21 protein-coding genes and 2 tRNA genes are annotated in these 24,668 nt (G+C 45.4%); 9 read left to right on the top strand and 14 right to left on the bottom strand.

The window, feature by feature from the left end; genetic code table 11:
- Positions 1 to 184 precede the first annotated feature (184 nt).
- Both L3V31_RS12485 and L3V31_RS12490 read left to right on the top strand, forming a co-directional pair.
- Positions 185 to 269, top strand: a tRNA-Tyr gene (locus L3V31_RS12485).
- Positions 270 to 375: 106 nt separating this feature from the next.
- Positions 376 to 460, top strand: a tRNA-Tyr gene (locus L3V31_RS12490).
- A gap of 449 nt (positions 461 to 909) precedes the next feature.
- Here the strand turns inward: L3V31_RS12490 and L3V31_RS12495 are convergent.
- Positions 910 to 1,785 (bottom strand): Tim44 domain-containing protein, encoded by an 876-nt coding sequence (locus L3V31_RS12495; protein ID WP_237316353.1) that lies wholly within the window; start codon positions 1,783 to 1,785, stop codon positions 910 to 912.
- A gap of 317 nt (positions 1,786 to 2,102) precedes the next feature.
- Here L3V31_RS12495 and L3V31_RS12500 point away from each other — a divergent pair, with 317 nt between their 5' ends.
- The 3 genes from L3V31_RS12500 to L3V31_RS12510 all read left to right on the top strand — a co-directional run bounded on the left by L3V31_RS12500 (position 2,103) and on the right by L3V31_RS12510 (position 5,646).
- Positions 2,103 to 2,696, top strand: coding sequence for a TetR-like C-terminal domain-containing protein (locus tag L3V31_RS12500; RefSeq protein WP_237316354.1), 594 nt, complete (start codon positions 2,103 to 2,105; stop codon positions 2,694 to 2,696).
- A gap of 10 nt (positions 2,697 to 2,706) precedes the next feature.
- A complete protein-coding gene (locus tag L3V31_RS12505) occupies positions 2,707 to 4,581 on the top strand; it encodes an MFS transporter (RefSeq protein WP_237316355.1) in 1,875 nt (624 codons plus the stop codon).
- 132 nt (positions 4,582 to 4,713) lie between these two features.
- Positions 4,714 to 5,646 carry a putative sulfate exporter family transporter gene (locus L3V31_RS12510; protein ID WP_237316356.1) on the top strand — a complete coding sequence of 311 codons (933 nt, stop codon included), beginning with the start codon at positions 4,714 to 4,716 and terminating at the stop codon, positions 5,644 to 5,646.
- 25 nt (positions 5,647 to 5,671) lie between these two features.
- On the opposite strand, the gene L3V31_RS12515 is transcribed toward L3V31_RS12510, so the two are convergent.
- From L3V31_RS12515 to L3V31_RS12545, 7 genes are all read right to left on the bottom strand, one after another.
- Entirely contained in the window at positions 5,672 to 5,851 is a 180-nt protein-coding gene (locus L3V31_RS12515) for a hypothetical protein (RefSeq protein WP_237316357.1), read from the bottom strand.
- 123 nt (positions 5,852 to 5,974) lie between these two features.
- Complete coding sequence (gene menE / locus L3V31_RS12520; RefSeq protein ID WP_237316358.1) at positions 5,975 to 7,408, bottom strand: o-succinylbenzoate--CoA ligase; 1,434 nt, start codon at positions 7,406 to 7,408, stop codon at positions 5,975 to 5,977.
- A complete protein-coding gene (menC, locus tag L3V31_RS12525; RefSeq protein WP_237316359.1) occupies positions 7,393 to 8,382 on the bottom strand; it encodes an o-succinylbenzoate synthase in 990 nt (329 codons plus the stop codon). The genes menE and menC overlap by 16 nt, the downstream gene beginning before the upstream one ends.
- A 123-nt stretch (positions 8,383 to 8,505) precedes the next feature.
- Positions 8,506 to 9,372, bottom strand: coding sequence for a 1,4-dihydroxy-2-naphthoyl-CoA synthase (menB, locus tag L3V31_RS12530; RefSeq protein WP_237316360.1), 867 nt, complete (start codon positions 9,370 to 9,372; stop codon positions 8,506 to 8,508).
- A gap of 26 nt (positions 9,373 to 9,398) precedes the next feature.
- The gene (menH, locus tag L3V31_RS12535; RefSeq protein ID WP_237316361.1) at positions 9,399 to 10,193 is read right to left on the bottom strand and encodes a 2-succinyl-6-hydroxy-2,4-cyclohexadiene-1-carboxylate synthase; all 795 of its coding nucleotides are present in this window, start codon (positions 10,191 to 10,193) and stop codon (positions 9,399 to 9,401) included.
- Positions 10,180 to 11,889, bottom strand: coding sequence for a 2-succinyl-5-enolpyruvyl-6-hydroxy-3-cyclohexene-1-carboxylic-acid synthase (gene menD / locus L3V31_RS12540; protein WP_237316362.1), 1,710 nt, complete (start codon positions 11,887 to 11,889; stop codon positions 10,180 to 10,182). The genes menH and menD overlap by 14 nt, the downstream gene beginning before the upstream one ends.
- Positions 11,886 to 13,193, bottom strand: coding sequence for an isochorismate synthase (locus tag L3V31_RS12545; RefSeq protein WP_237316363.1), 1,308 nt, complete (start codon positions 13,191 to 13,193; stop codon positions 11,886 to 11,888). The genes menD and L3V31_RS12545 overlap by 4 nt, the downstream gene beginning before the upstream one ends.
- Positions 13,194 to 13,410: 217 nt before the next feature.
- Between L3V31_RS12545 and L3V31_RS12550 the strand changes: the two genes are divergently transcribed.
- From L3V31_RS12550 to L3V31_RS12560, 3 genes are all read left to right on the top strand, one after another.
- Positions 13,411 to 14,625, top strand: a complete 1,215-nt coding sequence (locus L3V31_RS12550; protein WP_014231230.1) for a pyridoxal phosphate-dependent aminotransferase — start codon at positions 13,411 to 13,413, stop codon at positions 14,623 to 14,625.
- Positions 14,626 to 14,716: 91 nt separating this feature from the next.
- Complete coding sequence (gene yfbR, locus L3V31_RS12555) at positions 14,717 to 15,301, top strand: 5'-deoxynucleotidase (RefSeq protein ID WP_014231229.1); 585 nt, start codon at positions 14,717 to 14,719, stop codon at positions 15,299 to 15,301.
- Between the two features lie 17 nt (positions 15,302 to 15,318).
- Positions 15,319 to 16,641: an anti-phage deoxyguanosine triphosphatase gene (locus L3V31_RS12560; protein ID WP_237316364.1), complete on the top strand. Its 1,323-nt coding sequence runs from the start codon at positions 15,319 to 15,321 to the stop codon at positions 16,639 to 16,641.
- Here the strand turns inward: L3V31_RS12560 and L3V31_RS12565 are convergent.
- Entirely contained in the window at positions 16,638 to 17,261 is a 624-nt protein-coding gene (locus L3V31_RS12565) for a DTW domain-containing protein (protein ID WP_237316365.1), read from the bottom strand. The genes L3V31_RS12560 and L3V31_RS12565 overlap by 4 nt on opposite strands.
- 3 nt (positions 17,262 to 17,264) lie before the next feature.
- On the opposite strand from L3V31_RS12565, the gene rrtA reads away from it, so the two are divergent.
- Complete coding sequence (gene rrtA, locus L3V31_RS12570; protein ID WP_237316366.1) at positions 17,265 to 17,816, top strand: rhombosortase; 552 nt, start codon at positions 17,265 to 17,267, stop codon at positions 17,814 to 17,816.
- 81 nt (positions 17,817 to 17,897) lie between these two features.
- Here rrtA and L3V31_RS12575 read toward each other — a convergent pair whose 3' ends face one another.
- The 5 genes from L3V31_RS12575 to clpX all read right to left on the bottom strand — a co-directional run bounded on the left by L3V31_RS12575 (position 17,898) and on the right by clpX (position 24,658).
- Positions 17,898 to 18,182 carry a ComEA family DNA-binding protein gene (locus L3V31_RS12575; protein ID WP_237316611.1) on the bottom strand — a complete coding sequence of 95 codons (285 nt, stop codon included), beginning with the start codon at positions 18,180 to 18,182 and terminating at the stop codon, positions 17,898 to 17,900.
- A 186-nt stretch (positions 18,183 to 18,368) separates the two neighbouring features.
- The gene (gene ppiD, locus L3V31_RS12580) at positions 18,369 to 20,228 is read right to left on the bottom strand and encodes a peptidylprolyl isomerase (RefSeq protein ID WP_237316367.1); all 1,860 of its coding nucleotides are present in this window, start codon (positions 20,226 to 20,228) and stop codon (positions 18,369 to 18,371) included.
- Positions 20,229 to 20,431: 203 nt separating this feature from the next.
- Positions 20,432 to 20,704 carry an HU family DNA-binding protein gene (locus tag L3V31_RS12585; RefSeq protein ID WP_014231223.1) on the bottom strand — a complete coding sequence of 91 codons (273 nt, stop codon included), beginning with the start codon at positions 20,702 to 20,704 and terminating at the stop codon, positions 20,432 to 20,434.
- Between the two features lie 191 nt (positions 20,705 to 20,895).
- Positions 20,896 to 23,247, bottom strand: a complete 2,352-nt coding sequence (lon, locus tag L3V31_RS12590; RefSeq protein ID WP_237316368.1) for an endopeptidase La — start codon at positions 23,245 to 23,247, stop codon at positions 20,896 to 20,898.
- A gap of 130 nt (positions 23,248 to 23,377) precedes the next feature.
- The gene (gene clpX, locus L3V31_RS12595; RefSeq protein WP_014231221.1) at positions 23,378 to 24,658 is read right to left on the bottom strand and encodes an ATP-dependent protease ATP-binding subunit ClpX; all 1,281 of its coding nucleotides are present in this window, start codon (positions 24,656 to 24,658) and stop codon (positions 23,378 to 23,380) included.
- Positions 24,659 to 24,668: the final 10 nt, after the last annotated feature.

Raw genomic sequence — 24,668 nt, forward strand, 5'->3', positions numbered from 1 at the left:
GTTCCCGAGTGGCCAAAGGGAGCAGACTGTAAATCTGCCGGCACTGCCTTCGATGGTTCGAATCCGTCCCCCTCCACCATATTTCTTCTTGTGACTTCCTTTCGGTTAATAGCCTTTGGATAGATTGTGAGAAAAACTTGAAAGACTGCGTTGGGAAAACAGCTTTTAAGTATAAAACTACCCTGGAGGGGTTCCCGAGTGGCCAAAGGGAGCAGACTGTAAATCTGCCGGCACTGCCTTCGATGGTTCGAATCCGTCCCCCTCCACCATATTTCTTCTTGTGACTTCCTTTCGGTTAATAGCCTTTGGATAGATTGCGAGAAACACTTGGAAAACGTGTTGGGAAAACAGCTTCTAAGTATAAAAAACAGCCCTGGAGGGGTTCCCGAGTGGCCAAAGGGAGCAGACTGTAAATCTGCCGGCACTGCCTTCGATGGTTCGAATCCGTCCCCCTCCACCATATTGAAAAGCCAGCTCATTGAGCTGGCTTTTTTCGTTCTGCTCTTCGTTAAGCTACAGACTTATAAACGTTATTTCCCTTCATTAACCTTCTCACTACTCATTCAGATACCGCTACCCCTCAACATAGCAAAAACACGGTAATAGCCGTTATTTATACCCATCTGGCTAATACTAATCGTAGTAAATAACAGGATAAGTTATTGCGCTAGGAGATGGATGGAGAGCAAGGTTTCGATTGCAGCAACGAGTTCATCGAATTGTAAGAGATCTAACGTGGCTATCAACTATGTTAACCAGCAAGAACAATGAGAGAAGTACAGGTATAGGTATCATTACAGGTATTGGTATAACAGCCCTACTAACCTAGATTTAATGATAACTTTAAGGCACAAAAAATCCCGCATGAAAGCGGGATTTTATTAACACTGAAATGAACGCTGTTGAAGACTAACCTTGTATACCAACAATCAGCCAAGGTGCGTTAGGTACCGTTAGGTCACGTTCAAGGTGCCAGATATCAGTGATATCTTCTTCGATACCTTCGACAGCATCGCGGTAACGACCACTAAACTGCAAGCTAAGCTCTGCTTTGTTTGCGTTGTGATCCGCACGAACAATCTCTGCATCAACGTACATGACATCCGTGTGTTGCTCGCCATCAAGTTTCGCGCGCTCTGCTTTTAGATCATCAAGTAAGCTCGGAGAAACATATTCTTCAATCGTTTCTAGCTGGTTGTGGTTCCATGCACCCTGTAGGATTCTGTAGTGTTCACGAGCACCATTAACAAATCCTGCCTGGTCAAAGCCCGGTGGAAAGTTATGTGGGACATCAGCTTGCGCACCGAAGCCACCAAAACCACCAGCATTTACGTTTGGCTGCTGCTCAAAGTTTTGGGTGTTCGGTTGTTCGAACTTTGAGCTGTTACCACCAAATGCAGGCTGCTGACGATGCTGATTCATACTGCCTTGCTTCGCCCCTAACATACCTCGCATCAGTTTAAAGATGAGGAAGGCAATCAAGCCAATAATAAGGATATCCATAAATTGGATCCCTTCAAAAGCACCACCAAAGAATGCTGCCAGAAGGCCACCAGCTAAAAGACCTCCGAGTAAACCACCCATTAAGCCTTTCTTACTTGAAGACTTGGCGGTTTGATCTTTACTTACAGTACTCGTGTTTGTTGTTTGCTTCTGTGTCGGCGCAGGTGCAGTCTTGTAGCTCTTTCCAAAAGACTTACCACCACCAAACTTTTTCGCTTCTGCAATAGGTGTTACAGCGACGGTGAACATTAGCAGAGCAACAATCGAAAATATGCGTTTCATCGTTATCCTTACAATTGACGAAAGTTATCCAAGAATGTGCCGAGCTGAACCATCATTTCTAGTGTTTCAGATATTGGCACGTCAAAGATGAATGTTGAATCATCATACTCCGTATGCATGCTCATTAAAACAACCTAACCCGTCTGACATGTATCAGAATATTGCCAAAGTTACACTCGCAGATCATTTGTTATGCAAGTATCAGTAACAACAGACAAATCCACCTCTCGTTATGCTCAATTGACTACAGGATTTATTGACGGTGAATAACTAGCCGACTATCATATTGAACAATGTTCAATAAAGCAGTTTGAAGTATGGCGCGCAGAAACGATCACACCAGAGAAGAGTTAATAAACCTGACCTTAGCAACCGTTAAAGATTTTTTAGAAGAGAACTCCTATCACGAGCTTAGTCTTCGTAAGATCGCTAACATGATCGGTTATGTGCCAAGTACATTAGTTAACATTTTCGGTAACTATAACTTACTTCTTCTACATGCTGTTGCTCAGACTCTGGATGAGTTATCACAGGAGTCAAGAAAAGCCACAAGTGGTTGTAAAGACGCAAACGAAGCACTGTTTGAACTCGCCTATTGTTACCACGACTTTGCCCTTAAGCATCCTTACCGCTGGCAGCTAGTCTTTGAGCATAATATGAACGGCGCAGAACTCCCTGAATGGCAAGCAAAACGCATTGATGATATGACGGGTATATTAGAATCACTTCTCGCGGAAATTGCGCCTCACCGCACAGACTCTGAAGTCATTCAGGCCAGTCGCGTGTTATGGTCTGGCGTACATGGGATAACCTTACTCAGCGTCGATGATAAATTTTTCTCTAGTGAACCAGTAGACGGTAAAGTGTTAATTAGTAACCTGCTATCTAACTACCTTAATAACTGGTCATAAAGGATTCGACATGTCATCGGACAGACATCCCTCCTTACTTAGACAAAGAAAGTTCCTGCCTTATTTTATTACTCAGTTTTTCGGCGCTTTCAATGACAACATTTTTAAGAACGTTTTACTGCTTTTTGTCGCCTTTGCTGGTGCCGGAGCATTGCCTATCTCCAGTAACCTGTTCATCAACTTAGCTGCAGGTTTGTTCATTCTTCCTTTCTTCTTGTTTTCTGCCTCAGCGGGTGTATTAGCTGACAAGTACGAGAAATCCTGGTTTATCCGCAAGGTAAAGTTATTCGAAATCGCGATCATGGTGTTGGGCGCTGTTGGCTTTATCACAGAAAGTTACGGCGTATTGTTACTGCTGCTGTTTTTGATGGGCACACAATCCGCGTTCTTTGGTCCGGTAAAGTACGCTCTTCTACCACAAAATCTAGATGAAAAAGAATTGGTGCCCGGTAACGCATTGGTCGAAGCTGGCACCTTTATTGCGATTCTGATTGGGACACTTGGCGCTGGTATTATTGCTTCCTCCGAAAATGCAAAATACATAGCGGCTTTCTGTGTAGTGGTATTTGCGCTGCTGGGCTATTTATCAAGTTGCTTTATTCCATTTTCAGCGGCAAGTGCGCCGAACCTGACCTTTCGTTGGCAGCCATACAAACAAACCAAACGCACTCTCTCAATCTGTAAGTCTGATCGGGTAGTCTTTCAATGTATTATGGCGATCAGCTGGTTCTGGTTCTTAGGTGCTGCTTATCTGACCCAGTTTCCAAACTTCACTAAAGTGTATCTAAACGGGACAGAGAGTGCGGTTTCCTTCTTACTTGCCCTATTCTCTATTGGTATTGCGTTTGGTTCACTGGTTTGTAACTGGATCTCCAACCATCGAATCGAAGTCGGTATCGTGCCGATTGGTGCACTTGGCATCACGATATTCGGTTATTTAATGGCAACCTCGATTCCAGGTGACCTACCTCAATTTCAGAACTTTAGCGAGTTCATCACCTTTCAGGGTTACTGGCCACTGTTTTTCTATTTATTGATGATTGGCGCATCAGGCGGGTTATTCATTGTTCCGCTTTACGCTTTAATGCAGCACAGAGCGAAAGAAACCGAACGTGCACAAGTCATCGCCGGGCTCAATATCTTTAACTCATTCTTTATGGTTGGCAGTGCCGTGTTAGGCATCGTCTGCTTGAGCGTACTTGAAATGACGATTCCCCAGTTGTTTGCGTTACTTGCAGCGCTCAACTTCCTCGTCGCTGTGTACCTATTTATGCAGGTGCCCATCTTCGTCGTGCGTTTTATCGTTTGGATGCTGACTCATACGATCTATCGGGTCAAACACAAGAACCTGCATCATTTGCCAGAAAGTGGTGGCGCACTGATCGTATGTAATCACGTCAGTTATATGGATGCGCTGCTGTTGAGTGCGGTATGTCCTCGTTTAATTCGCTTTGTCATGGAAGAAGATTACGCCAACCTACCTCCTGTCCGAGGCTTTTTACGTCGGGCAGGCGTTATCCCAATTTCCGCAAACAGCAGACAATCTATACGACGAGCATTTAGCGAGGTAGAAAACGCCTTATCTGAAGGCCATATCGTGTGTATCTTCCCTGAAGGCAAACTGACCTCTGATGGTGAAATACAAGAGTTTATGCGCGGTATTGATATTATTTTGCGTCGTAGCCCTGTACCAGTCATCCCTGTCGCACTAAAAGGACTGTGGGGTAGCTACTTTAGCCGATGCAAAGGGCGAGCCTGTAAAGGGCTTCCAACCAGGTTCTGGTCAAAACTGGAAATAGAAGCGGGCTCACCAGTTCAGCCAAGCGATGCAACAGCTCAATTTATGTTTGAGAAGGTGCGAGAACTGCGCGGTGATTGGCGCTGATAAGTCTCGTTAAATCTCTCCATTTGAACACGTGTTTAGAATAACTGAACATGTGTTCAAATCATTAAGACAAACTGACCATAAGCAATGCGATATACTCACTCTTTCACAAACGACAACGAATAATAAACTTTGAATAAAAAGTATCTTCTTTTTGGATTGGCGCTGCTATTTTGCCTTACCCCTTTGGTATCCTCGCCTATCGCGCTGGTTATTGGCTTTTTACTCGCTAGCTTTGGTTTTGTACCAAGCGAACTGCCGATCGCCTCTTTCACCAAGAAACTACTGTCTTATTCCATTATCGGTTTAGGGTTTGGCATTAATTTCGAGCAGGCCCTAGCCGTTACGTCAGATGGCATCGGTCTTATCATCGCAACCATTCTCGGTACATTGGTGATCGGTTCACTCATCGCCAAAGCCATAAAACTTGAGACAACTACAGCGTATTTAATTTCTTCCGGCACTGCCATTTGTGGTGGCAGCGCTATCGCAGCCGTTGCCCCCGCGATTAGAGCCAAAGATGAACAGATTGGTTTGGCACTGGCAACCGTCTTCGTCCTGAACTCAGTCGCCCTGTTCGTATTCCCCGTAATTGGCCATGCACTTGAGTTAGACCAACATACGTTTGGAACATGGGCAGCGATTGCCATTCACGATACCTCTTCTGTGGTGGGCGCGGCCTCGGCCTATGGTGAAGAAGCACTGACCACAGCAACGACCCTCAAATTATCTCGCGCGCTTTGGATCATCCCGGTTGCATTAATTAGTGCTGTCATTTTCTCCCGAGGTAATGGAGAAGATGGCTCAAGTAAGATAGCGATTCCTTACTTTATCTTTTGGTATTGCACAGCCATAGCGTTCAGTGACTTTGTACCTCAATTCGAGATGCTCTATCACGGTATCTTTACGGTTGCCAAGCAGGCACTGGTGGTGTGTTTATTCTTGATAGGATGCAGTATTTCCGTTTCCAAGCTAAAGTCTGCGGGTGCTAAGCCATTGCTGTTTGGCGTAAGCTTGTGGGTGTTGATTTCAGTATCATCACTGACATGGTTGATTGTTCACTGAGCCAATAAATCGTAGAAAGTATCAATCAAACGCTTTGTGACCTGGTTCCGTCTGACACACGATCACTTTGTTGCTTGTGAATAAAAACTAAAGCGATCGCGATGAGAAAGGCCGTCAATTCAGCTAGAGAACGAGCTAACCCTTCACTGTTTAGCGAAATGCCTATTTGTAGCAGAACTGCCACAATTAACACAGCCTTGACCATACTGAACCTTATGCTTTTATTCCCTAGAATGAAGCATAATTATGATTCAGTGTTATAAGGATACGAAATTCCCTTTACGACTAACACATAGCAAAATTGACTAACCCTACTTGGGGAGAATGGTCAATTCCCCTGCAGCCACTCTTTCACCGCTTTACGAGATACCTTTATTCCACCCTCTAATAACGTCTTCGGCATTGAGTAATATGCGATCGGCCACTTGAACTTCTCAAGTTTGGCCTGCAAGAAATGTTCGTAATATTCTGAACTCATCAACTCGTCAGTCTGAATAACGGCAACAGGTCGTTGACCAAACTCCGTATCTTCGACCGGCACCACAATACTTTGTACCACACTCTCAATCTGGTTTAGCACCGCTTCTATCTCTTCACAGTGAACATTCTCACCTCCGGAGATAAACTGATTATCAACCCGACCAATAATCTTCAGCTCATTGCCCTGCCATTTTCCCAAATCTTTGCTGTCAAACCAGCCTGATTCGTCAACCAGCGGCGTAATGTCACCTTGAAAAAAGTATCCAGATGCTAACGTTTGACCACCGATAAAGATACGGCTATCAACTAACTTAATGTCGCGATTTTTGAGTACGTGGCCTGCATTGCTGGTTTTGTCGATTTGCTTTGCCGTCACAGTAGATGCGGCTTCTGTCAAACCATAACCCAGCCAGGTTTCAATCCCCTGACCTGCTGCACGCAGTGCTAACTCATGATCGACATGGCTCCCTCCCAACAAGACATGGGACAAAGACGACTCGACCTTATCATCCAATAATCGTTTAAGTTGTGTCGGCACTAGTGAGGCATGAGAGACACCTAAAATATCCTGTAAAAGATGACCACCGCCAACCTTCAGAGTTGCACCAGCAAACAACCAACGATACACAATCGCCAGCCCAGAAACGTGATAGAGAGGCAGTGACAACAACCAAGTATCCTGCTGAGTGAACTTAAATTCACTCAACAAGCCTTGTGCTGAGGCGTAATGTTGTCGATGAGTATGCACCACGGCTTTAGGCACGCCTGTTGAGCCAGAAGTGAAGACAATCGATGCCGCATTGTCATGGTTATAGTCACTCTCTTGCTTGGCGTTTATGTGTTGCGATGTATTCTTTGGACAAGTAAGTAGTGTGCCGTTCAGAGCGGTTTGATCTTGTTTAGAATAAGAGGCGAACACCTCTTCGGTAAACCACATGAAACGCGGCAGTTTTGGCTTGTACAAAGTGTGCAACTTGCCGTTAAGAGCCTCAAACGGCTGTGGCATAGTTAATGCCGCAATAGCGCCTATCTGCTGCGCCGCCAGATATATCAACACCGTCTCAGTTTGATTCTTACCGACGAGCGTAACAACACATCCGCACCCTACTCCTTGCTCCCGCAAATAGTGAGCATAATGTTCAATACGGGATTCAAGCTGCTTCCAGCTAAAGGATTCTTCTGGTGTCTCTAGCGCAATCGAAAAAGGGCTCGTCTGAGCCCAGTAATTCCAAGGTGCAATCGCGCTATTTTCTGGAGCGAATGGCTCTACGCTGATTGCCACACTAACTCCTGCTCAGCGAGAGGGACAATTGGAAGTTCACAATCTGGCCAACCTCGCTCTAACTGTGCTTTAAACAGTCCGATAGTATCTAATCCCGGAACTTCATCAGGAAGTTGCCATTTCGCAAAGCGTGCAAGTTGAGTCAGTCCTAAGCTGGATTCTATACTTGAGCTGATTACAGCTTTCATCCCAAGCGCCTTTGCTTTTTCGATTAACTTAGTACAGAAGCCAACTGAGCCAATCAGCGTCGGCTTAATGATGATTGCCTTTACGCCGGTTAGATCTTCGAGACGGAAATCTTCACGACGAGTTGCATCCTGTAGGGTTTCATCCCAAGCGATGGCAATGCCAGTGTTAATAGCGAACGACAGACTGTCACCCGGCGAACGACAAGGTTCCTCTAAGAACGAGATCCGTTGACGCAACGATGGCGTTACATACTTGGCAAATTGCTGCGCTTTCTCTGGTGTCCACGCTCGATTAGCATCAAGTCGCAATGTAAGCTGAGGAATGGACTCCAGAAACAGGTTCACCAACATACCATCGCGAATAGGCTCGTAAAGCCCTACTTTGATCTTGGCGACTTTGTCGCCTTCCATCTCGTTCAATTTTGGAATCAGTTCGTCAGGATCACCAGAGCAAAGAGGTGCTGCTTGATATTGACCATCACGAGGCAACTCTCCCGCCAGTTCAAGTTGAGCCATTGACAAGCCGAAAGCAACCGACGGCACCATATTGGCATAATTAATCGGCAATCCGGCAACCCAACGCTCAGCCTGGTCCTGAAGCTGTAAACCCGCCTCATCGCTAGTTTCGTAGCTAAAACCCGCAAGAGGCGCGACTTCACCAAGGCCAACCTGCTCACCATCAGTTAACTCAATAACGTAACCGACACGCTCGGTCAATTTGTTATCACGCAGTATTACGCCACTATCCATGGGAAGGCAGTAACGGTAAATTTTCGCTTTACGCATAATCCTCTCCTACTAGTCCGTATAACCCAAGCATGCTGAAAAAATCAGCGTCCTCCCTGAGGGCGAGGCTCTTGGGCTCTAAATTCAATTCAGAGGAACACTCTGGCGCCTCTGCGATACGGATTAAGGGTTACGAGGGAATTTATCGAAGTCTGGGCGACGCTTCTCGTTAAAGGCGTTGCGACCTTCCTGGCCTTCATCAGTCATGTAGAACATCATGGTTGCGTTACCAGCCAGTTCTTGTAAGCCTGCCTGACCATCACAGTCTGCATTCAACGCCGCTTTCAGACAGCGCAGGGCCATTGGGCTGTGCTGAAGTACTTCACGACACCAGCGAACGGTTTCTTTCTCAATATCTTCCAGAGGCACGACGGTATTCACCAAGCCCATATCTAATGCTTCTTGAGCATTGTAGAAGCGACACAGGAACCAGATCTCGCGTGCTTTTTTCTGACCGACGATACGAGCCATGTAAGAAGCTCCCCAGCCGCCGTCAAACGAGCCAACTTTCGGGCCAGTCTGACCAAACTGCGCATTCTCAGCTGCAATGGTCAGGTCACACATCATGTGCAGAACATGACCACCACCGACTGCCCAGCCAGCAACGGAAGCAATGACAGGTTTTGGACAGGTACGGATGTCACGTTGGAAATCCAGAACATTTAAATGGTGGGTGCCCTGGTCATCTTTGTAACCGCCGTAATCACCACGGATCTTCTGGTCACCACCAGAACAGAACGCATCTTCACCCAAACCGGTTAAAATAATCACGCCAACAGCAGAGTCATAACGTGCATCTGCTAATGCATCAATCATCTCTTTCACTGTTTGAGGGCGGAACGCATTGCGCACTTGTGGACGCGCGATGGTTATTTTTGCGATGCCGTCTACAGACTTGTGATAATGGATATCGTCATATTTCTCACTGCAATCTTTCCATTCAACCGGAGCGTAAAGTTCTTCTTCAGAAATGCCTACTGTTTTTGCCATGGTGATTCCCATTGTTATCGTTACTCTCACTTTAAGTGAGATTGAATTATTTGCTTTATGTGCATCGCAAACTGTTTAGGTTGCTCTTGATGGACGTTGTGCCCCGCTCCCTCAATTTGTCGATACGTCAACCCGCTACTTGCTGCCAGTTGACAGAATTTTTTGTCTTTCGCACCACAAAGGTAATAAACCGGTACTGGTTGCGCTTGTAATGCTGGTAACAGATACGACTGTGTCGCCAGCGATGTCGCACGTAACATCTTCGCGACAGCAACGCCAAGATTAGCACTACGCTTTGCAATCAATGTTTGTCTTTGCTCATGGTTTAGTGAAGAAAACACCGCCTGCTGATACCAATCGCTCAAAACGTGTTCAACAGGCTCGGTTTCAAAGCGCAACGCCCAGCGATGGTCGTTTTCAAACCTCGATCGTTTCTCTGACTCTATTTGCAGCCCGAAGTTTCCCCCCTCAATAAACGCGGCGCAAATATTGAGATCTGGAAAGCAGTTCTTCGCTAATCCATGCATGGTAATTCGCCCACCCATGGAGTAGCCAATCAAAATAAGTGGTTGATGCGACGGAAATAATAAAGATAGTGTGGAATGAAGAGATTTGCAGCAATCATCTAAATTGGAGCAGCAAGTAGCCTGGCTAGTCCCATGGCCGGGTAGGTCTATTGTCACCCGATCAAACTCGGTCAACTCATCGATACAGGTTTGCCAATCCTCCCCACTTCCTAACAAGCCATGTAAAAACACCAAAGTAGGGAGTATGCCGCTTTGGTGTTTTCCAGTTGCCTTATAGTGTTTAGAGCTTAGCATGCAGATTTTTATTAAATATTTTAATAAGTTCCATCGCTTGGCTAGGTGGTGTTTGCACTTCTACCACCAGCGTACCTTGGCCATGCTCGAAGTGTTCTGAGACCAGTGCTTGATACTGCTCTAACGTTTTGGGCTGTTGGTAACTCAAGCCAAATTGTTTTGCTGCATGTTCAAACTGATAACCATGAGGCATTTGATAATAGGTCTGACGATGTTCTTGCGGCACAGGAAGAATATCAAAAATGGCACCACCATCATTATTGGTAATAACGATAACGGCAGGCTGTTTCGAGTGAGTAAATAGCGATAATGAATTGAGATCATACAACGCGGATGTATCACCAATATAAACCAGTAATGGATTGTTACGACAGCGCTGTACGCCAGATGCCGTCGCCAGAATCCCATCAATACCAGAAGCGCCACGATTGGAAAACACTTCACTATTACCCAAACGACCAAACATATCGACTAAACGGACAAACAGGCTATTGCCAAGAAAGACGTCTACGTTTTTCGCTCTTTGTTCGATATCAACCGCCACAGTAACTTCATTCAAGTCGACGGTCGATGCACTTAAAAATGAATTGCGAATGTGCTGGCTGATTTGCTCAACGTCTGTTTTTAACTGGTTTGCCCATCCAGACTCAATTGAATTGATAGGAGAGACGCGTTCCACCCAGCTTTGTGGCGATTCAACCCAATGCAATTGAGGAAGGTGGCTCTGGTTGTTACGACTTAAACGCGGTGAGATATACCAATACTGAACATCCCCACCTCGGGTAACCTGAGTTTCAATCCATTTATTCAATCGTTTCGAGATTATACGGCTGCCAAACTGAACAATCAGATCACACCGTTCCAACTGCTGCGCCAGATTCGGCAAGGTCAACCATAAATCGTAGTGCCCCCACTCTGAGCTGAGGCCACTTTGCGGATCGGCCAATACTGGCCAACCCACCTGTTGAGCAAATGAAAGTGCAGCTTCAGAATCTTCTAAAGGCAAGCTACCAATAATCACAACTCCCTTTTTATATTCCCAAGAAGGAATGTCGCTGACGGCTAGAGACACAAAACGCTGAGTGTAAGTGCAGCGACTCTCCCGCCAAGTAGTGACAGAACTGAGATAATGTTGATATTCGCTTTTAGAACCATTGGAGTAGAGAGGCTCAGGGAAAGCACAGTTAATATGCACTGCGCTCCCTTCCCGTTGCTGGGTAAACATCACTTCATCGATGGATGTTAGCAACCAGTTAAGCGGCGTAGTTTCAGTAGGACTTGGTAGATTCAAGCTCGCAGATACATGTTGAGAGAAAATCCCCAATTGATTGATGGCTTGATTCGCGCCACAACCGACTAGTTCAACCGGACGATCTGCGGTTAACAGCACCAGCTTTTCACCGGTTAATTTAGCTTCCGCGATCGCTGGCAGCAAGTTCGCGACGGCGGTACCCGATGTCACAATAACTGCTACCGGACTTTGACTGGCTTTCGCTAAGCCCAACGCCATAAAGCCTAATCCACGCTCATCGAAATGGGTATGAATCGTAAAATTAGGATTATCGGCTGCTTCTAGGGTCAACGGCGTTGAACGAGAACCCGGCGCGATGCAAACATGCTCAACGCCAAATCGATTCAGCTCTATCAGAAGTGTTTCAGACCAAATACGATTTAGTACGGCTTGATCATGACTCATGATGCCACTCCAAGCGGCGGGTGCTCAGAGATGAGCGTCAGCAACGTTGACATTTTCTTATCCAGTTCAGCCCATTCATTCTCAGCAACCGAGCCAGGTACAATCCCTGCCCCAGCAAACAGCTGAACTTGGTCTCCAAGCACCAACGCACTTCTTATCGCGACACAAAACTCTGCTCGTTCGTGACTAATGTATCCCATAGAACCTGCGTACCATCCTCGAGCAAACGGCTCATTTTCAAGGATAAACTGCATAGACTCTTGACGAGGTAAACCAGCGACGGCCGCCGTAGGTTGTAATGCAGAAAGCAACTGCACACCATTGATACCGGCCTTTAGATTTGCATGAATATTGCGTTTGAGATGCTGCACTTTTCTAAGTCGCACCAATCGGGGCTCCGTTTCCACCTCAACTGAGTCGGAATGAGGGGATAAACGCTCAACAATATCATCCACAACATACTGATTCTCTTTGAGGTTTTTTAGGTCTTGTGATAACCAATTAGCCAGTTCCATATCATGGGTAGCATTATCCCCACGACCAATGGTACCAGCTAAAGCTTCAGTATTAAGTTCATGACCAATCCGAGCATAGAGACGCTCTGGGGTAGAGCCCATAAAGCTGTGCTTACGATCCAAACTGAACAGAAAATGGAAGCTATGATGATTTTGGCTAGCGCTCGCTTTAAGCAATTGTGCTGCACTCAACTCGCTATCGAGATGAAGCGTGGAACGACGAGCCAGAACGACCTTTTTGAACTCATCATTTTCAATACCATTCAACACTTTGTCGACCAAGCCTCCCCACTCTGGCTGAGTCGGAGTATGCTCAATTAACCGAATATGGGTGGAGATTGGTGTTAAGGCTGCGACATCACAAGCCAGTTTGTGTAATCCCGCCAAGGTACGTGATTTATCTTCAGCAATATTAACTGCCAAAGACCATTGTTCATCAAACCGAATCAGTTCAATTTGGGGCAGGAAGAAAAAGGATGACATGCAGCGACGATTCTTCTCATGCTGACCGTCAAAAGAGCGACCGCCCCAAACCCGCTGCCCCTCTCCCAGAATCGTATAGGCTGAGCCTGGGTCGACAAAAGAATGCAATTGTCCTAAAGCGACAACTTCTTCACGAGTATCACGGGATTGCCAATAAAACTTAGGAAAAAGTGGTTGCGCATCAAGCCAATCAATCAATGAAAAGTGTGGTTTCTCGCCAAGAGGCTCAACCAAACGCATTGGATTGCTTTGTATTTTCTGAACTCGCTTGATAATTCTTTGTACGGCTTGATGGAACTGTGACAAATCAACCTCGTAGTCTGTGAGGATAAAGGGTAACTTATGGCTACTCTAAGTTTAGACCCAAAGCAAATCAAGGCTGTATGCGATCTTTTGCAATCTCGCAGAACAGCAAGTGTGAAAAACGCACCTGCAAACAGATAATTTTACAGATATATATTCTATTAAATTACAAATTATTGTATTTTAATAAAGAAATTAACGAATTTTTAGGAATTAGACAATGCAAAATATCGGGATGTCGTCAAAACTCGATAATGTCTGCTACGACATTAGGGGTCCTGTACTCAAACATGCTAAACGCATGGAAGAAGAAGGGCATAAAATCCTAAAGCTAAACATTGGTAACCCTGCCCCATTTGGTTTTGACGCCCCTGATGAGATTTTAGTCGATGTAATCCGAAATCTGCCAACTTCTCAAGGCTACTGCGATTCCAAAGGCATCTACTCAGCACGAAAAGCGGTCGTTCAGCATTATCAGCGTAAAGGCATTCGCTCTCTAGACGTAGAGGATGTCTATGTAGGCAACGGCGTGTCAGAGTTGATCATGATGTCGATGCAGGCACTGTTAAATAATGGTGACGAGCTGCTTATTCCTGCACCGGATTACCCATTGTGGACTGCTTCTGTGGCACTATCGGGTGGTAAACCGGTTCACTATATTTGTGATGAGGAATCAGACTGGTACCCAGATTTAGAAGATATCAAGAGTAAAATCACACCGAAGACTCGCGGCATCGTTTTAATCAACCCGAACAACCCTACGGGTGCAGTTTACAGCCGTGATTTCTTACTTGAATTCATTGAAATTGCGCGTCAGCACAATCTGATTATTTTTGCAGACGAAATCTACGATAAAGTACTTTACGACGGAGCGACACACACCTCGGTCGCAACACTGACTGAAGACGTACTTGTGATGACGTTCAACGGCCTGTCAAAAGCATACCGTGTCTGTGGTTTCCGTGGTGGCTGGATGTTCCTTACTGGGCCTAAGCACCTCGCGCCAGGCTATATAAAAGGCCTAGAGCTGCTCTCGTCAATGCGTTTATGTGCAAACGTGCCAATGCAGCACGCTATCCAGACCGCACTGGGTGGATACCAGAGTATCAATGAACTGATTTTGCCTGGTGGTCGCCTGCTCGAGCAGCGTAATCGCGCTTACGAGCTGATCACGCAAATTCCAGGGGTATCATGCGTTAAGCCGAAAGGCGCTATGTATCTGTTCCCAAAAATTGATACCAAGATGTACAACATCAAAAACGATCAGCAAATGGTGCTGGACTTCCTGAAACAAGAAAAAGTGCTTTTGGTTCAGGGCACCGGCTTTAACTGGCCGAAACCGGATCACTTCCGCATCGTGACACTCCCTCATGTCGAAGATCTTGAAACGGCAATCGGACGATTCGAACGTTTCTTAACGACCTATAGCCAGTAATGAATCACTGGTAGTAATTAGTGCTGATCTCTCATATGCTTAGAGGAACTCCTAGTGAGTTCCTTTTTTTACACCAGAAACGGAGAAAGCTATGAAAGAGAGCCATTTTTTCGCCCACTTGGCAAGAATGAAGCTGATCCAACGCTGGCCTTTGATGCGCTCTGTATCACCAGAAAACGTTTCGGAACATAGCTTGCAGGTCGCTTTTGTTGCCCACGCCCTCGCGTTAATCAAAAACAAGAAGTTCGGCGGTGCCCTGAACCCTGAACGCATTGCCCTTCTCGCGATGTATCACGATTCAAGTGAAGTTCTTACTGGTGATTTACCGACACCCGTTAAGTATTACAATCCAGAAATCGCGAAAGAGTATAAAAAAATTGAAGCCGCTGCAGAGCAAAAGCTTCTCTCTATGCTTCCTGAAGAATTTCATGAAGACTTCGCCCCGTTCCTTCTTTCTCACTCCGCACACGAAGAAGACGCAAAAATCGTCAAACAAGCGGATTCCATTTGCGCCTATCTTAAATGCTTAGAGGAATTGAGTGCAGGTAACCACGAGTTTGCTTTAGCGAAAAAACGACTTGAAGTGACACTTCAAGAGCGTCACACACCAGAAATGGATTACTTTCTGACTACCTTTGCACCAAGCTTTGAGTTGTCACTGGATGAAATCAGTTAAGGTCTTAGGAGATATTCGTGTCATTTGAATTGCACTCACAATGGCAGCAGCGCCATGACGATGAACATAAGATCCGTCGTGATGACCACAGAAGCCCGTATCAACGTGACAGAGCCCGAATTCTACACTCTGCCGCATTCCGTCGCCTACAGGCCAAAACACAGGTGCACGGCAACAGCCTAGAAGACTTTCACCGCACCCGACTAACCCACTCACTTGAAGCGGCTCAGCTGGGAACGGGAATCGTAGCGCAGCTCAAAAAGAAACAAGCAGAATTCCGTGATCTATTACCATCAGACAGCCTGATAGATTCGCTCTGTCTGGCGCATGACATCGGTCATCCACCTTACGGACATGGTGGTGAAATCGCACTGAATTACATGATGCGGGAACACGGTGGCTTTGAGGGGAATGCACAAACCTTTCGTATCGTGACCAAGCTAGAGCCATATACAGAACACTTTGGCATGAATTTGTCACGACGAGCTCTGCTTGGCTTAATAAAGTACCCCGCTCTAATTAGCCAAACTCGCTCAACCGTTTTACCACAGCCAGCCGAGCATCAGCGAAAACTTAAAGCACACGAATGGTACCCTGCTAAAGGAATATACGACTGTGATAAAGCATTGTTCGACTGGGTTCTTGAGCCTCTCACAGAGAATGACAAAGCTCAGCTTAGCCAAATGCGCTATGAGCCAGAATCCGATTTGGAACACAGAAAAACGCGCTTTAAATCGCTTGATTGCTCCATTATGGAGTTAGCGGATGATATCGCCTATGGCGTTCATGACTTAGAAGACGCGATTGTTCTCGGCATGGTAACGCGCCATCAGTGGCAGGAAGGCGCTGCGAGCCAGCTAGCCGATTGTGGTGACCCGTGGTTTGAGGCCCATATCGACTCCATTGGCCAAATGCTGTTTAGTGGTAAACACCACGAACGGAAAGACGCGATTGGCGGTATGGTCAATGCTTTGCTGACCAGTATTTCAATTAAGCCCGTGGATGTCGCCTTCGCTAGTCCGCTGCTAGCTTGGAATGCCTGTTTAGAGCCACAAACAGCAAAAGCACTGGATGTTTTGAAGCAATTCGTTAGTCAGTACGTCATTCAGGTTCCACAAGTACAAATTGTGGAGTACAAAGGCCAACAAATCATCATGGATATCTTTGAAGCACTGACGGCCGCGCCTGAACGTTTACTTCCGATACACACCAAAGAGCTTTGGTGTCAAGCTGGCACTGAAAGCGACAAAATGAGAGTCATCGCAGACTACATCTCTGCCATGACCGACAGCCATGCGCAGAAACTGCATCGACAATTATTCTCGTCGATCGTCCTTTAGTCGTTATTATCCTTCAGATAATTCTTTTCAAAAACGCCCGGAGGCATCTGGGCAATTTGAAACTCTATCATCTGTTCAAACACATTCAGCAGAGGCGTAAAGTTCTGCTTAGGTTCAAGTATTCTTAGTGCATAAAAGCCCGCTTCTACCGTCGATAAACTGTTCTGAGAAGGTGCTTTTCGAATCGTATACCCTCCCTGAAGGTTTTCAGGCAACTTCACCGTTGGCAAATCATGTAGATTGGTTGAAAGCTGCCACATTTTGTACGCTTTCTTCCAAGTTCCATCCAGTAAAATAAGGCGAATTTTCTTGTTGTTTATGCGCTTATCTTTAGCAAGTTCAGATAGGCATACGGATTGCTCTGATGGGTAGAGAATCAAGTGCTGATAATCGCAATCTGCGAGTAAGTTGTTTAACGTTTCATCCTGAGAAAAGTCTTCACCAATCAAACAAGTACAGTTTTCTAAGCTTATTTTTAGAATCCGTGCCGTACCAAGGGGACGATGCTCTTCACTACTATGTTGAAGAATGATAAGTTCGACTTCACTTTCTAGCGGTACAATCCAAGAGCAAATACAAGCTTTGCGCGATTTTCCACACTGAGAACAATAACGAGACATAGAGTGAACCTTTATACATTGCTGACAATCATCAGCGTTATCTGCTTAGCACTACAATTTGAACCAATGACGAGCCTGAGTGAGTGGCACGCCTATAATATTCGACACGGTGAATGGTGGCGAATCGTAACAGGAAATTTAACTCACACCAACTTTGCTCATTTAGGCATGAACTTGGCAGGTCTATGGGTTATTAGCTTTATTTTCCGCCCAAGTACGAAAAACTTCCTGATTGTATTTCTACTTCTATGTACTTTCGTCGGTGCGTTGAACTTGCTGACCAGTATGTCTGTCTATGTAGGACTTTCTGGTGTACTACACGGTCTGTTTGGCTTTTGGGCGTTAAGAGAAGTATTCGAAGCAAGAAGAAGCAGTTTATTACTAGTAGGTGGTTTGATAGCTAAAGTGGTTTGGGAACAGCTTTACGGCCCATCAACAAGTACTGCAGCAATGATTGGTGCGCGCGTCGCAATTGATGCACATCTATTTGGGGCCATCGGGGGGCTGAGTATGGCACTGCTGGAAAAAGGCAGTCATCGCCGTTTGTTTGGGTAAAACCCGAACCAAGAAAGAGCTTGGCTCGGGAAAACAGTAACCGGATACTAAACTCAATACTACGGTCAGAAAGTGCCGAGGCTAGAGGAGGATGCGACCTTGGTTTTTCTGCAAAGTAGCATCTCCGATTCCCTTAACATTCCCTAAGTCACTAACTGTTTTGAATGGGCCATGCTCTGTACGGTAATCCACAATATCTTGCGCTTTCTTTTCACCAATCCCTTTCAGCATTGTTGCAATCTCTTCTGCCGTCGCTGAATTTATGTTTACGGTAATTTCGATTCCTTCATATTTATCCGCTGTTGTATCTGCTGCCAACCCAAACGGTGCAAATACGCATAACAATAAAGCTAAAACCCATTTCATATTAAACATATGCTTTCCCTATTAGTTGTGATAACAATTTCAGCGATGGTTTCATGTTCTGCTGGTTAAAAACATCGGAACTAATTTAGGTTAAGCTCGCTATTCGTTGAAGTTGGTTGAACAGAAAATAAAACGGGCCGCTTGTGCGACCCGTTTTAGTTGACATGCAAATTACATTATTAATGCTTAGTTGCTCACAACAAAGTACTCGATGTCTGTATTAGCTCGAAGCACTGCCAATACAGAAGACAGGTCTTGTTGCGAAGATGAACGTGCCATCTGCATCGCTACTTGTTCCTCTAGGTCACTGTCTAGTTCAGAGTTAACCGCATCTAGTTCAATAACCACAACGTTACCTTCTATATCTTTCGATTGAGCGTATACAGGCTTACCTTCAACTGGTTTTGCCATTGCAAATACAGTCTGTGCGTACGGAGAGCGACGATCTACTGTCTCTTTATCACCAAACGCTAAGTTATTTTCAGCAAGCACTTCCGTTTTGCCTTCTTTTAGAGCTGTCACTACTTTTGTACCAAGCTCTAGTGCACCTTGCTCACCTTTAACGCGTGAAAGTTCAGTAACAACTTGGTCTTTCACCTCATCAAGAGGAAGGACCGTCTCAGGGCGAACGTCTTCAACACGAACAACGACAATATGTTCAGGTGCCACTTCAATCGCTTCAGAGTTAAGGCCATCTTCTTTTACTTCTGGGCTTAAAATAGCTTGCATCACTGCAGGATTACGAAGTACTTCTGGGGCGTCCGCTTGAGAGATAAAGCCAGTAGTTTTCACTTCTTGATCAACCGCTTTTGATGCATCGTCCAGTGAATCTGGGTATTCAAAGGCTACACGTTCAAGCTCATTTTGTAGCTCATAGAATTTATCAACGGCTTTCTGATCAACCAATTCTTGTCTTATTTCAGACTCAACATCAGCGAATGGTGTCGCCACTGAATCCTTCAGCTCTTCAAGCTTAATAATATGGTAACCAAAATCAGATTTAACCAGCCCTGATACATCGCCAACTTTCTCAAGTGCGAAAGCCGCTTTCTCGAACGCCGGGTCCATCACATCACGCTCGATCCAACCTAAGTCACCGCCATTTTCAGCGCTGCCAAAGTCATCAGATTTTTCTTCTGCAAGTGCTGCAAATTCAGCACCGTTATTTAGCTCATCCAAAATAGCTTGAGCTTTCGCTTCATCACCACCTTCTACAAGGATATGAGCGACGCGGCGCTGCTCTTCTGAAGAGTATTTATCAAGATGTTCGTCGTAGTACTTCTGCACTTCTTCTTCAGACACTTCGGTCTGTTTTTTCAGTGCTTCAGCGGACAGCTCAACGTAAGCAACTTTAGCTTGCTCTGGGCGAGTAAAGTTATCTTGGTTAGCTTTGTAGTAATCTTGAATTTCTTCATCGGTTAATTCTACGTTTTTCGCAAACTCTTCGAAATCGATAACAATAGTGCGGATATCACGAGTTTGAGTGAAAAGCTCACCTTGAACTTGTACTTCACCAGGAAGAGTGAACTCACTGGTTTGTAGAGCGTTAAGCAGCTGCTCACGTACTAGCTCACGACGCATGTATTCAGCAAAGGTATCTGGAGAGAAACCTGCGCGACGTAAAGACGCTTGGTAGATTTCCTGATCGAATTGGCCGTTTGACTGGAACTGAGGCATTTCCAGAATCATGCTACGAACCTGTTCATCGCTGATACGCAGACCAAGAGCTTCTGCTTGTTGGTCTAGCAACACATCATTGATCATACGATCAAGAACAGATTTGCGGAAAGATTCAACGTATGCCGGATCTGCCAGCATTTGAGAGAAGTAGTCACCCAATTGAGCTTGCATGCGATTCCGCTCATTTTGGTAAGCCATCTCGAACTCGCCACGAGGGATATCCGTGTTACCAACTTTCGCTGCTGCGTTGTTACTGCCACCAACAATGTAGCTGCCTACACCTGCGAATACGAAAGAAAGGATAATAAGCCCAAGGATAATTTTGACCGCGATGCTATTCACGCCTTCGCGTAGTCGATCCATCATAATTTAATTGCTCTCCACAATTGAAGCCTACTGCTTCTATCTAATAGAAATAATGCCGCAATAGTACCAGAAAAAGAAATGCGCATCAGTATGATGCGCATAATTTAAGAAAGTTCGGCCCGAAGTTTGTAAATTTTTGTTCGAAACGAATTGTTTGAGCAAAAGTTATTCAAATAGCCTTTATAGAGTCAAAGCCCTATGAATTAGTTGACTGAATCTTTTAGCGCTTTACCAGCCTTGAATGAAGGCACTTTTGCTTCTGCGATTTGGATTTCTTCACCAGTCTTTGGATTACGACCTGTACGTGCAGCACGAGTACGAACGCTGAAAGTACCGAAGCCAACTAGAGCAACTTGGTCACCTGTTTGAAGCGTACCGCTTACTGCTTCAATGAATGCATCTAGTGCACGACCTGCTGACGCTTTAGAAATATCTGCATTTTCTGCGATTTGTTCAACTAACTGAGTTTTATTCACTGTAATTTCCCCTTTGTGCCATCTGTGATTATTTTTGTGATGACTTTTCGTTCCATAATTAATAAATATGCCTCACCCCTTATACATAAAGGGCTGAGAGCTATCAAAACTAACTTAGCGCCCAAAAAAAACGCTGACAAGCCTTTTTAGGCTTATCAGCGCAAACTTTTACTTATTTTTGCTACACATCACTATTTTTTAGCTTCAAACTCAACGCCCGTCGGGTCTCGCTCGAGTGCAACTTTCAGTACTTCATCAATCCACTGAACCGGGATAACTGTCAGATCTGCGATAACATTCTCTGGAATCTCTTCCAAATCACGCTCGTTATCTTTTGGAATCAGTACCGTTTTAATGCCGCCACGATGTGCCGCAAGTAATTTTTCTTTTAGGCCACCGATAGGTAAAACTTCACCACGCAGTGTAATTTCACCCGTCATCGCCACTTCCGCTTTCACCGGGTTGCCCGTTAACGCAGAAACCAGAGCTGTACACATTGCCGTACCAGCACTTGGACCATCTTTTGGTGTCGCACCTTCAGGGACATGCACGTGGATGTCTTTCTTCTCGTAGAAATCGGTGTTGATACCCAGTTTTTCCGCACGAGAACGAACCACAGTCATTGCCGCTTGAATAGATTCTTGCATGACATCGCCAAGTGAACCTGTCTGTGTCAGTTTACCTTTGCCCGGCATAGACTGAGTTTCAATTGTTAGTAAATCACCACCAACTTCAGTCCAGGCCAAACCAGTCACCTGACCAATACGGTTGCTTTCGTCGGCTTTACCATAGTCGAATCGTTGAACGCCTAAGTACTCTTTCAGGTTGTCCATTGAGACTGTCACTGACTTGATGTCTTTATCCAGCAGGATGTTCTTGACTGCCTTACGACAGATCTTAGAAATCTCACGCTCAAGATTACGTACACCCGCTTCACGCGTGTAGAAACGAATGATGCCGACAATCGCCGAGTCCTCGATAACAATCTCGTTTGGTTTCAAACCATTACGCTTCAACTGCTTTTCTACCAAGTGGCGTTTCGCGATGTTCAGCTTTTCATCTTCTGTGTAACCAGAAAGGCGGATAACTTCCATACGGTCAAGAAGCGGACCAGGGATATTCATCGAGTTAGACGTCGCAACAAACATCACATCAGACAGGTCGTAATCCACTTCTAAGTAGTGATCGTTAAACGAGTTGTTTTGCTCAGGATCCAGAACTTCTAGCAGTGCAGATGCTGGGTCACCGCGCATGTCAGAAGACATCTTGTCGATCTCATCAAGAAGGAATAGCGGGTTTCTAACCCCAACTTTAGACATTTTCTGGATAAGCTTACCCGGTAGTGAGCCGATGTAAGTACGACGGTGACCACGAATCTCAGCTTCGTCACGCACACCACCAAGTGCCATACGAACGTATTTACGTCCAGTAGCAGACGCAATCGAGCGACCAAGAGAGGTTTTACCCACACCAGGAGGACCAACAAGACAAAGGATCGGTCCTTTAAGCTTGTTAATACGGTTTTGTACTGCCAAGTATTCCAGGATACGCTCTTTAACGCGCTCCAGACCGTAATGGTCTTCGTTCAGAATCTCTTCTGCCTTGGCCAGGTTCTTTTTCACTTTAGAACGCTTAGCCCAAGGAACGCTCACCATCCAATCGATGTAGCTACGCACCACTGTTGCTTCCGCAGACATTGGAGACATCATCTTAAGCTTCTGCAGCTCTTGTTCTGTCTTTTCGCGTGCCTCTTGAGGCATTTTAGATTCTTCGATTTTGTTCTGCAGCGTTTCGAACTCATCCGGCGCGTCTTCCATCTCACCCAGTTCTTTCTGAATCGCTTTCATTTGCTCATTCAGATAGTACTCACGCTGAGACTTTTCCATTTGCTTTTTAACGCGGCCACGAATGCGCTTTTCAACTTGTAGCAGATCAATCTCTGATTCCATTTGGCCCATAAGGAATTCCAAACGCTCAGTAACATCGATGATCTCAAGCACTTGTTGCTTGTCTACCAGTTTTAGTGGCATATGAGCAGCGATGGTATCCGCCAGACGTGCTGCTTCATCAATCCCATTTAACGAAGTCAGAACTTCTGGCGGGATCTTTTTGTTTAGTTTGATAAAGCCTTCGAACTGGTTGATCGCACTACGAACAATAACTTCTTGCTCGCGTTCGTCCAGCTCAGGTGTCACAATGAACTCCGCCTCAGCTAAGAAAAAATCGCTCTCTTTAAAGTGATTAATCTTCGCACGTTGCTGACCTTCAACCAGTACTTTTACTGTGCCATCAGGAAGCTTCAAAAGCTGAAGAATGGTGGCTACCGTACCTACGTCGAATAGGTCGTCAACCGTTGGCTCGTCGGTATCCGCTTGCTTTTGTGCCACAAGCAGAACTTGTTTGTTGGTTTCCATCGCCGTTTCAAGACAGCTAATCGATTTTTCACGACCAACAAACAATGGAATTACCATGTGCGGGTAGACCACTACGTCACGTAGAGGTAGTACCGGGATCTCGATACTCTCGGAACGTTCCAAGTTCATATAATTCTCTCTTCCGCTTTCACGTTTAACGTATTACTTAAGGCAGTATATGGGGGCTAATTGTTTGGATTCAATAAGAGAAATAAAAAAAGGAGGTAATTACTTACCTCCTTTTTATTCGTGGCTAGATTTACTCCGCCCCAGCGGCCTGGTTATCGGCGTTGCTGTAAATTAGCAGCGGTTCTGACTCACCATTGATGACTGACTCATCAATAACCACTTTGCTCACATCTGTTGCAGATGGTAGCTCGTACATGGTTTCAAGCAGAACACCTTCTAAAATTGAACGTAGACCACGAGCACCAGTTTTACGCTCCATCGCTTTCTTAGCAATCGCGCGTAGTGCATCTTCACGGAACTCAAGCTCTGCATTTTCTAGCTCAAACAATGCTGCATACTGCTTAGTCAGCGCGTTCTTCGGTTCACATAGAATCTGAATCAGCGCCTCTTCATCAAGCTCAGTCAACGTTGTTGTCACAGGCAGACGGCCAATGAATTCAGGAATCAGACCGTATTTCACTAAATCTTCAGGCTCAACCTGAGTAAATAGTTCACCGACTGTTTTGGTTTCATTCTTAGAGCGAACTTCCGCACCAAAACCGATACCAGTACCTGTTGCTACACGCTGTTCAATCACTTTATCCAAGCCTGCAAATGCACCACCACAGATGAACAAGATCTTAGACGTGTCCACTTGGAGGAACTCTTGCTGAGGATGCTTACGACCACCTTGTGGCGGAACAGAAGCAACCGTGCCTTCAATAAGTTTTAGCAGTGCCTGCTGAACACCTTCACCTGATACGTCACGCGTAATAGATGGGTTTTCAGCTTTGCGAGAAATTTTATCAATTTCATCAATGTATACGATGCCACGTTCAGCCTTAGCTACATCGTAATCACATTTTTGCAGAAGCTTTTGGATGATGTTTTCAACGTCTTCACCCACGTAACCAGCTTCGGTTAGTGTAGTGGCGTCAGCCATTGTAAATGGCACATCCAAGAATCGAGCTAGTGTCTCAGCAAGCAATGTTTTACCACTACCTGTAGGACCAATCAGTAGGATGTTACTCTTACCAAGCTCTACACCTTCGCTCGTTGTATCACCATTACGTAAACGCTTGTAGTGGTTATATACCGCAACTGCAAGCACTTTTTTCGCGTAATCTTGTCCGATCACATAGTCGTCTAGGTGTTCGCGGATCTGTTTAGGCGTTGGTAACGCTTCAGATTCTTTCTTAGGGAGAACATCCTTAATTTCTTCGCGAATTATATCGTTACATAAGTCGACACATTCGTCGCAAATGTATACTGACGGACCTGCGATTAGCTTGCGAACTTCGTGCTGACTTTTGCCGCAGAAAGAACAGTACAGCAATTTACCGCTGCCACTTTCTTTGCTTTTATCTGTCATTCGCTAACCT

This window comes from Vibrio sp. J1-1 (assembly GCF_021728395.1).
Classification (GTDB): domain Bacteria; phylum Pseudomonadota; class Gammaproteobacteria; order Enterobacterales; family Vibrionaceae; genus Vibrio.

What these genes read in the sequence shown, in the direction of transcription:
- L3V31_RS12495 (WP_237316353.1), bottom strand. Translation starts at nt 1,785, where the DNA reads ATGAAACGCATATTTTCGATTGTTGCTCTGCTAATGTTCACCGTCGCT.
- L3V31_RS12500 (WP_237316354.1), top strand. Translation starts at nt 2,103, where the DNA reads ATGGCGCGCAGAAACGATCACACCAGAGAAGAGTTAATAAACCTGACC.
- L3V31_RS12505 (WP_237316355.1), top strand. Translation starts at nt 2,707, where the DNA reads ATGTCATCGGACAGACATCCCTCCTTACTTAGACAAAGAAAGTTCCTG.
- L3V31_RS12515 (WP_237316357.1), bottom strand. Translation starts at nt 5,851, where the DNA reads ATGGTCAAGGCTGTGTTAATTGTGGCAGTTCTGCTACAAATAGGCATT.
- menC (WP_237316359.1), bottom strand. Translation starts at nt 8,382, where the DNA reads ATGCGTAAAGCGAAAATTTACCGTTACTGCCTTCCCATGGATAGTGGC.
- menB (WP_237316360.1), bottom strand. Translation starts at nt 9,372, where the DNA reads ATGGCAAAAACAGTAGGCATTTCTGAAGAAGAACTTTACGCTCCGGTT.
- menH (WP_237316361.1), bottom strand. Translation starts at nt 10,193, where the DNA reads ATGCTAAGCTCTAAACACTATAAGGCAACTGGAAAACACCAAAGCGGC.
- menD (WP_237316362.1), bottom strand. Translation starts at nt 11,889, where the DNA reads ATGAGTCATGATCAAGCCGTACTAAATCGTATTTGGTCTGAAACACTT.
- L3V31_RS12550 (WP_014231230.1), top strand. Translation starts at nt 13,411, where the DNA reads ATGCAAAATATCGGGATGTCGTCAAAACTCGATAATGTCTGCTACGAC.
- yfbR (WP_014231229.1), top strand. Translation starts at nt 14,717, where the DNA reads ATGAAAGAGAGCCATTTTTTCGCCCACTTGGCAAGAATGAAGCTGATC.
- L3V31_RS12565 (WP_237316365.1), bottom strand. Translation starts at nt 17,261, where the DNA reads ATGTCTCGTTATTGTTCTCAGTGTGGAAAATCGCGCAAAGCTTGTATT.
- L3V31_RS12575 (WP_237316611.1), bottom strand. Translation starts at nt 18,182, where the DNA reads ATGAAATGGGTTTTAGCTTTATTGTTATGCGTATTTGCACCGTTTGGG.
- ppiD (WP_237316367.1), bottom strand. Translation starts at nt 20,228, where the DNA reads ATGATGGATCGACTACGCGAAGGCGTGAATAGCATCGCGGTCAAAATT.
- lon (WP_237316368.1), bottom strand. Translation starts at nt 23,247, where the DNA reads ATGAACTTGGAACGTTCCGAGAGTATCGAGATCCCGGTACTACCTCTA.
- clpX (WP_014231221.1), bottom strand. Translation starts at nt 24,658, where the DNA reads ATGACAGATAAAAGCAAAGAAAGTGGCAGCGGTAAATTGCTGTACTGT.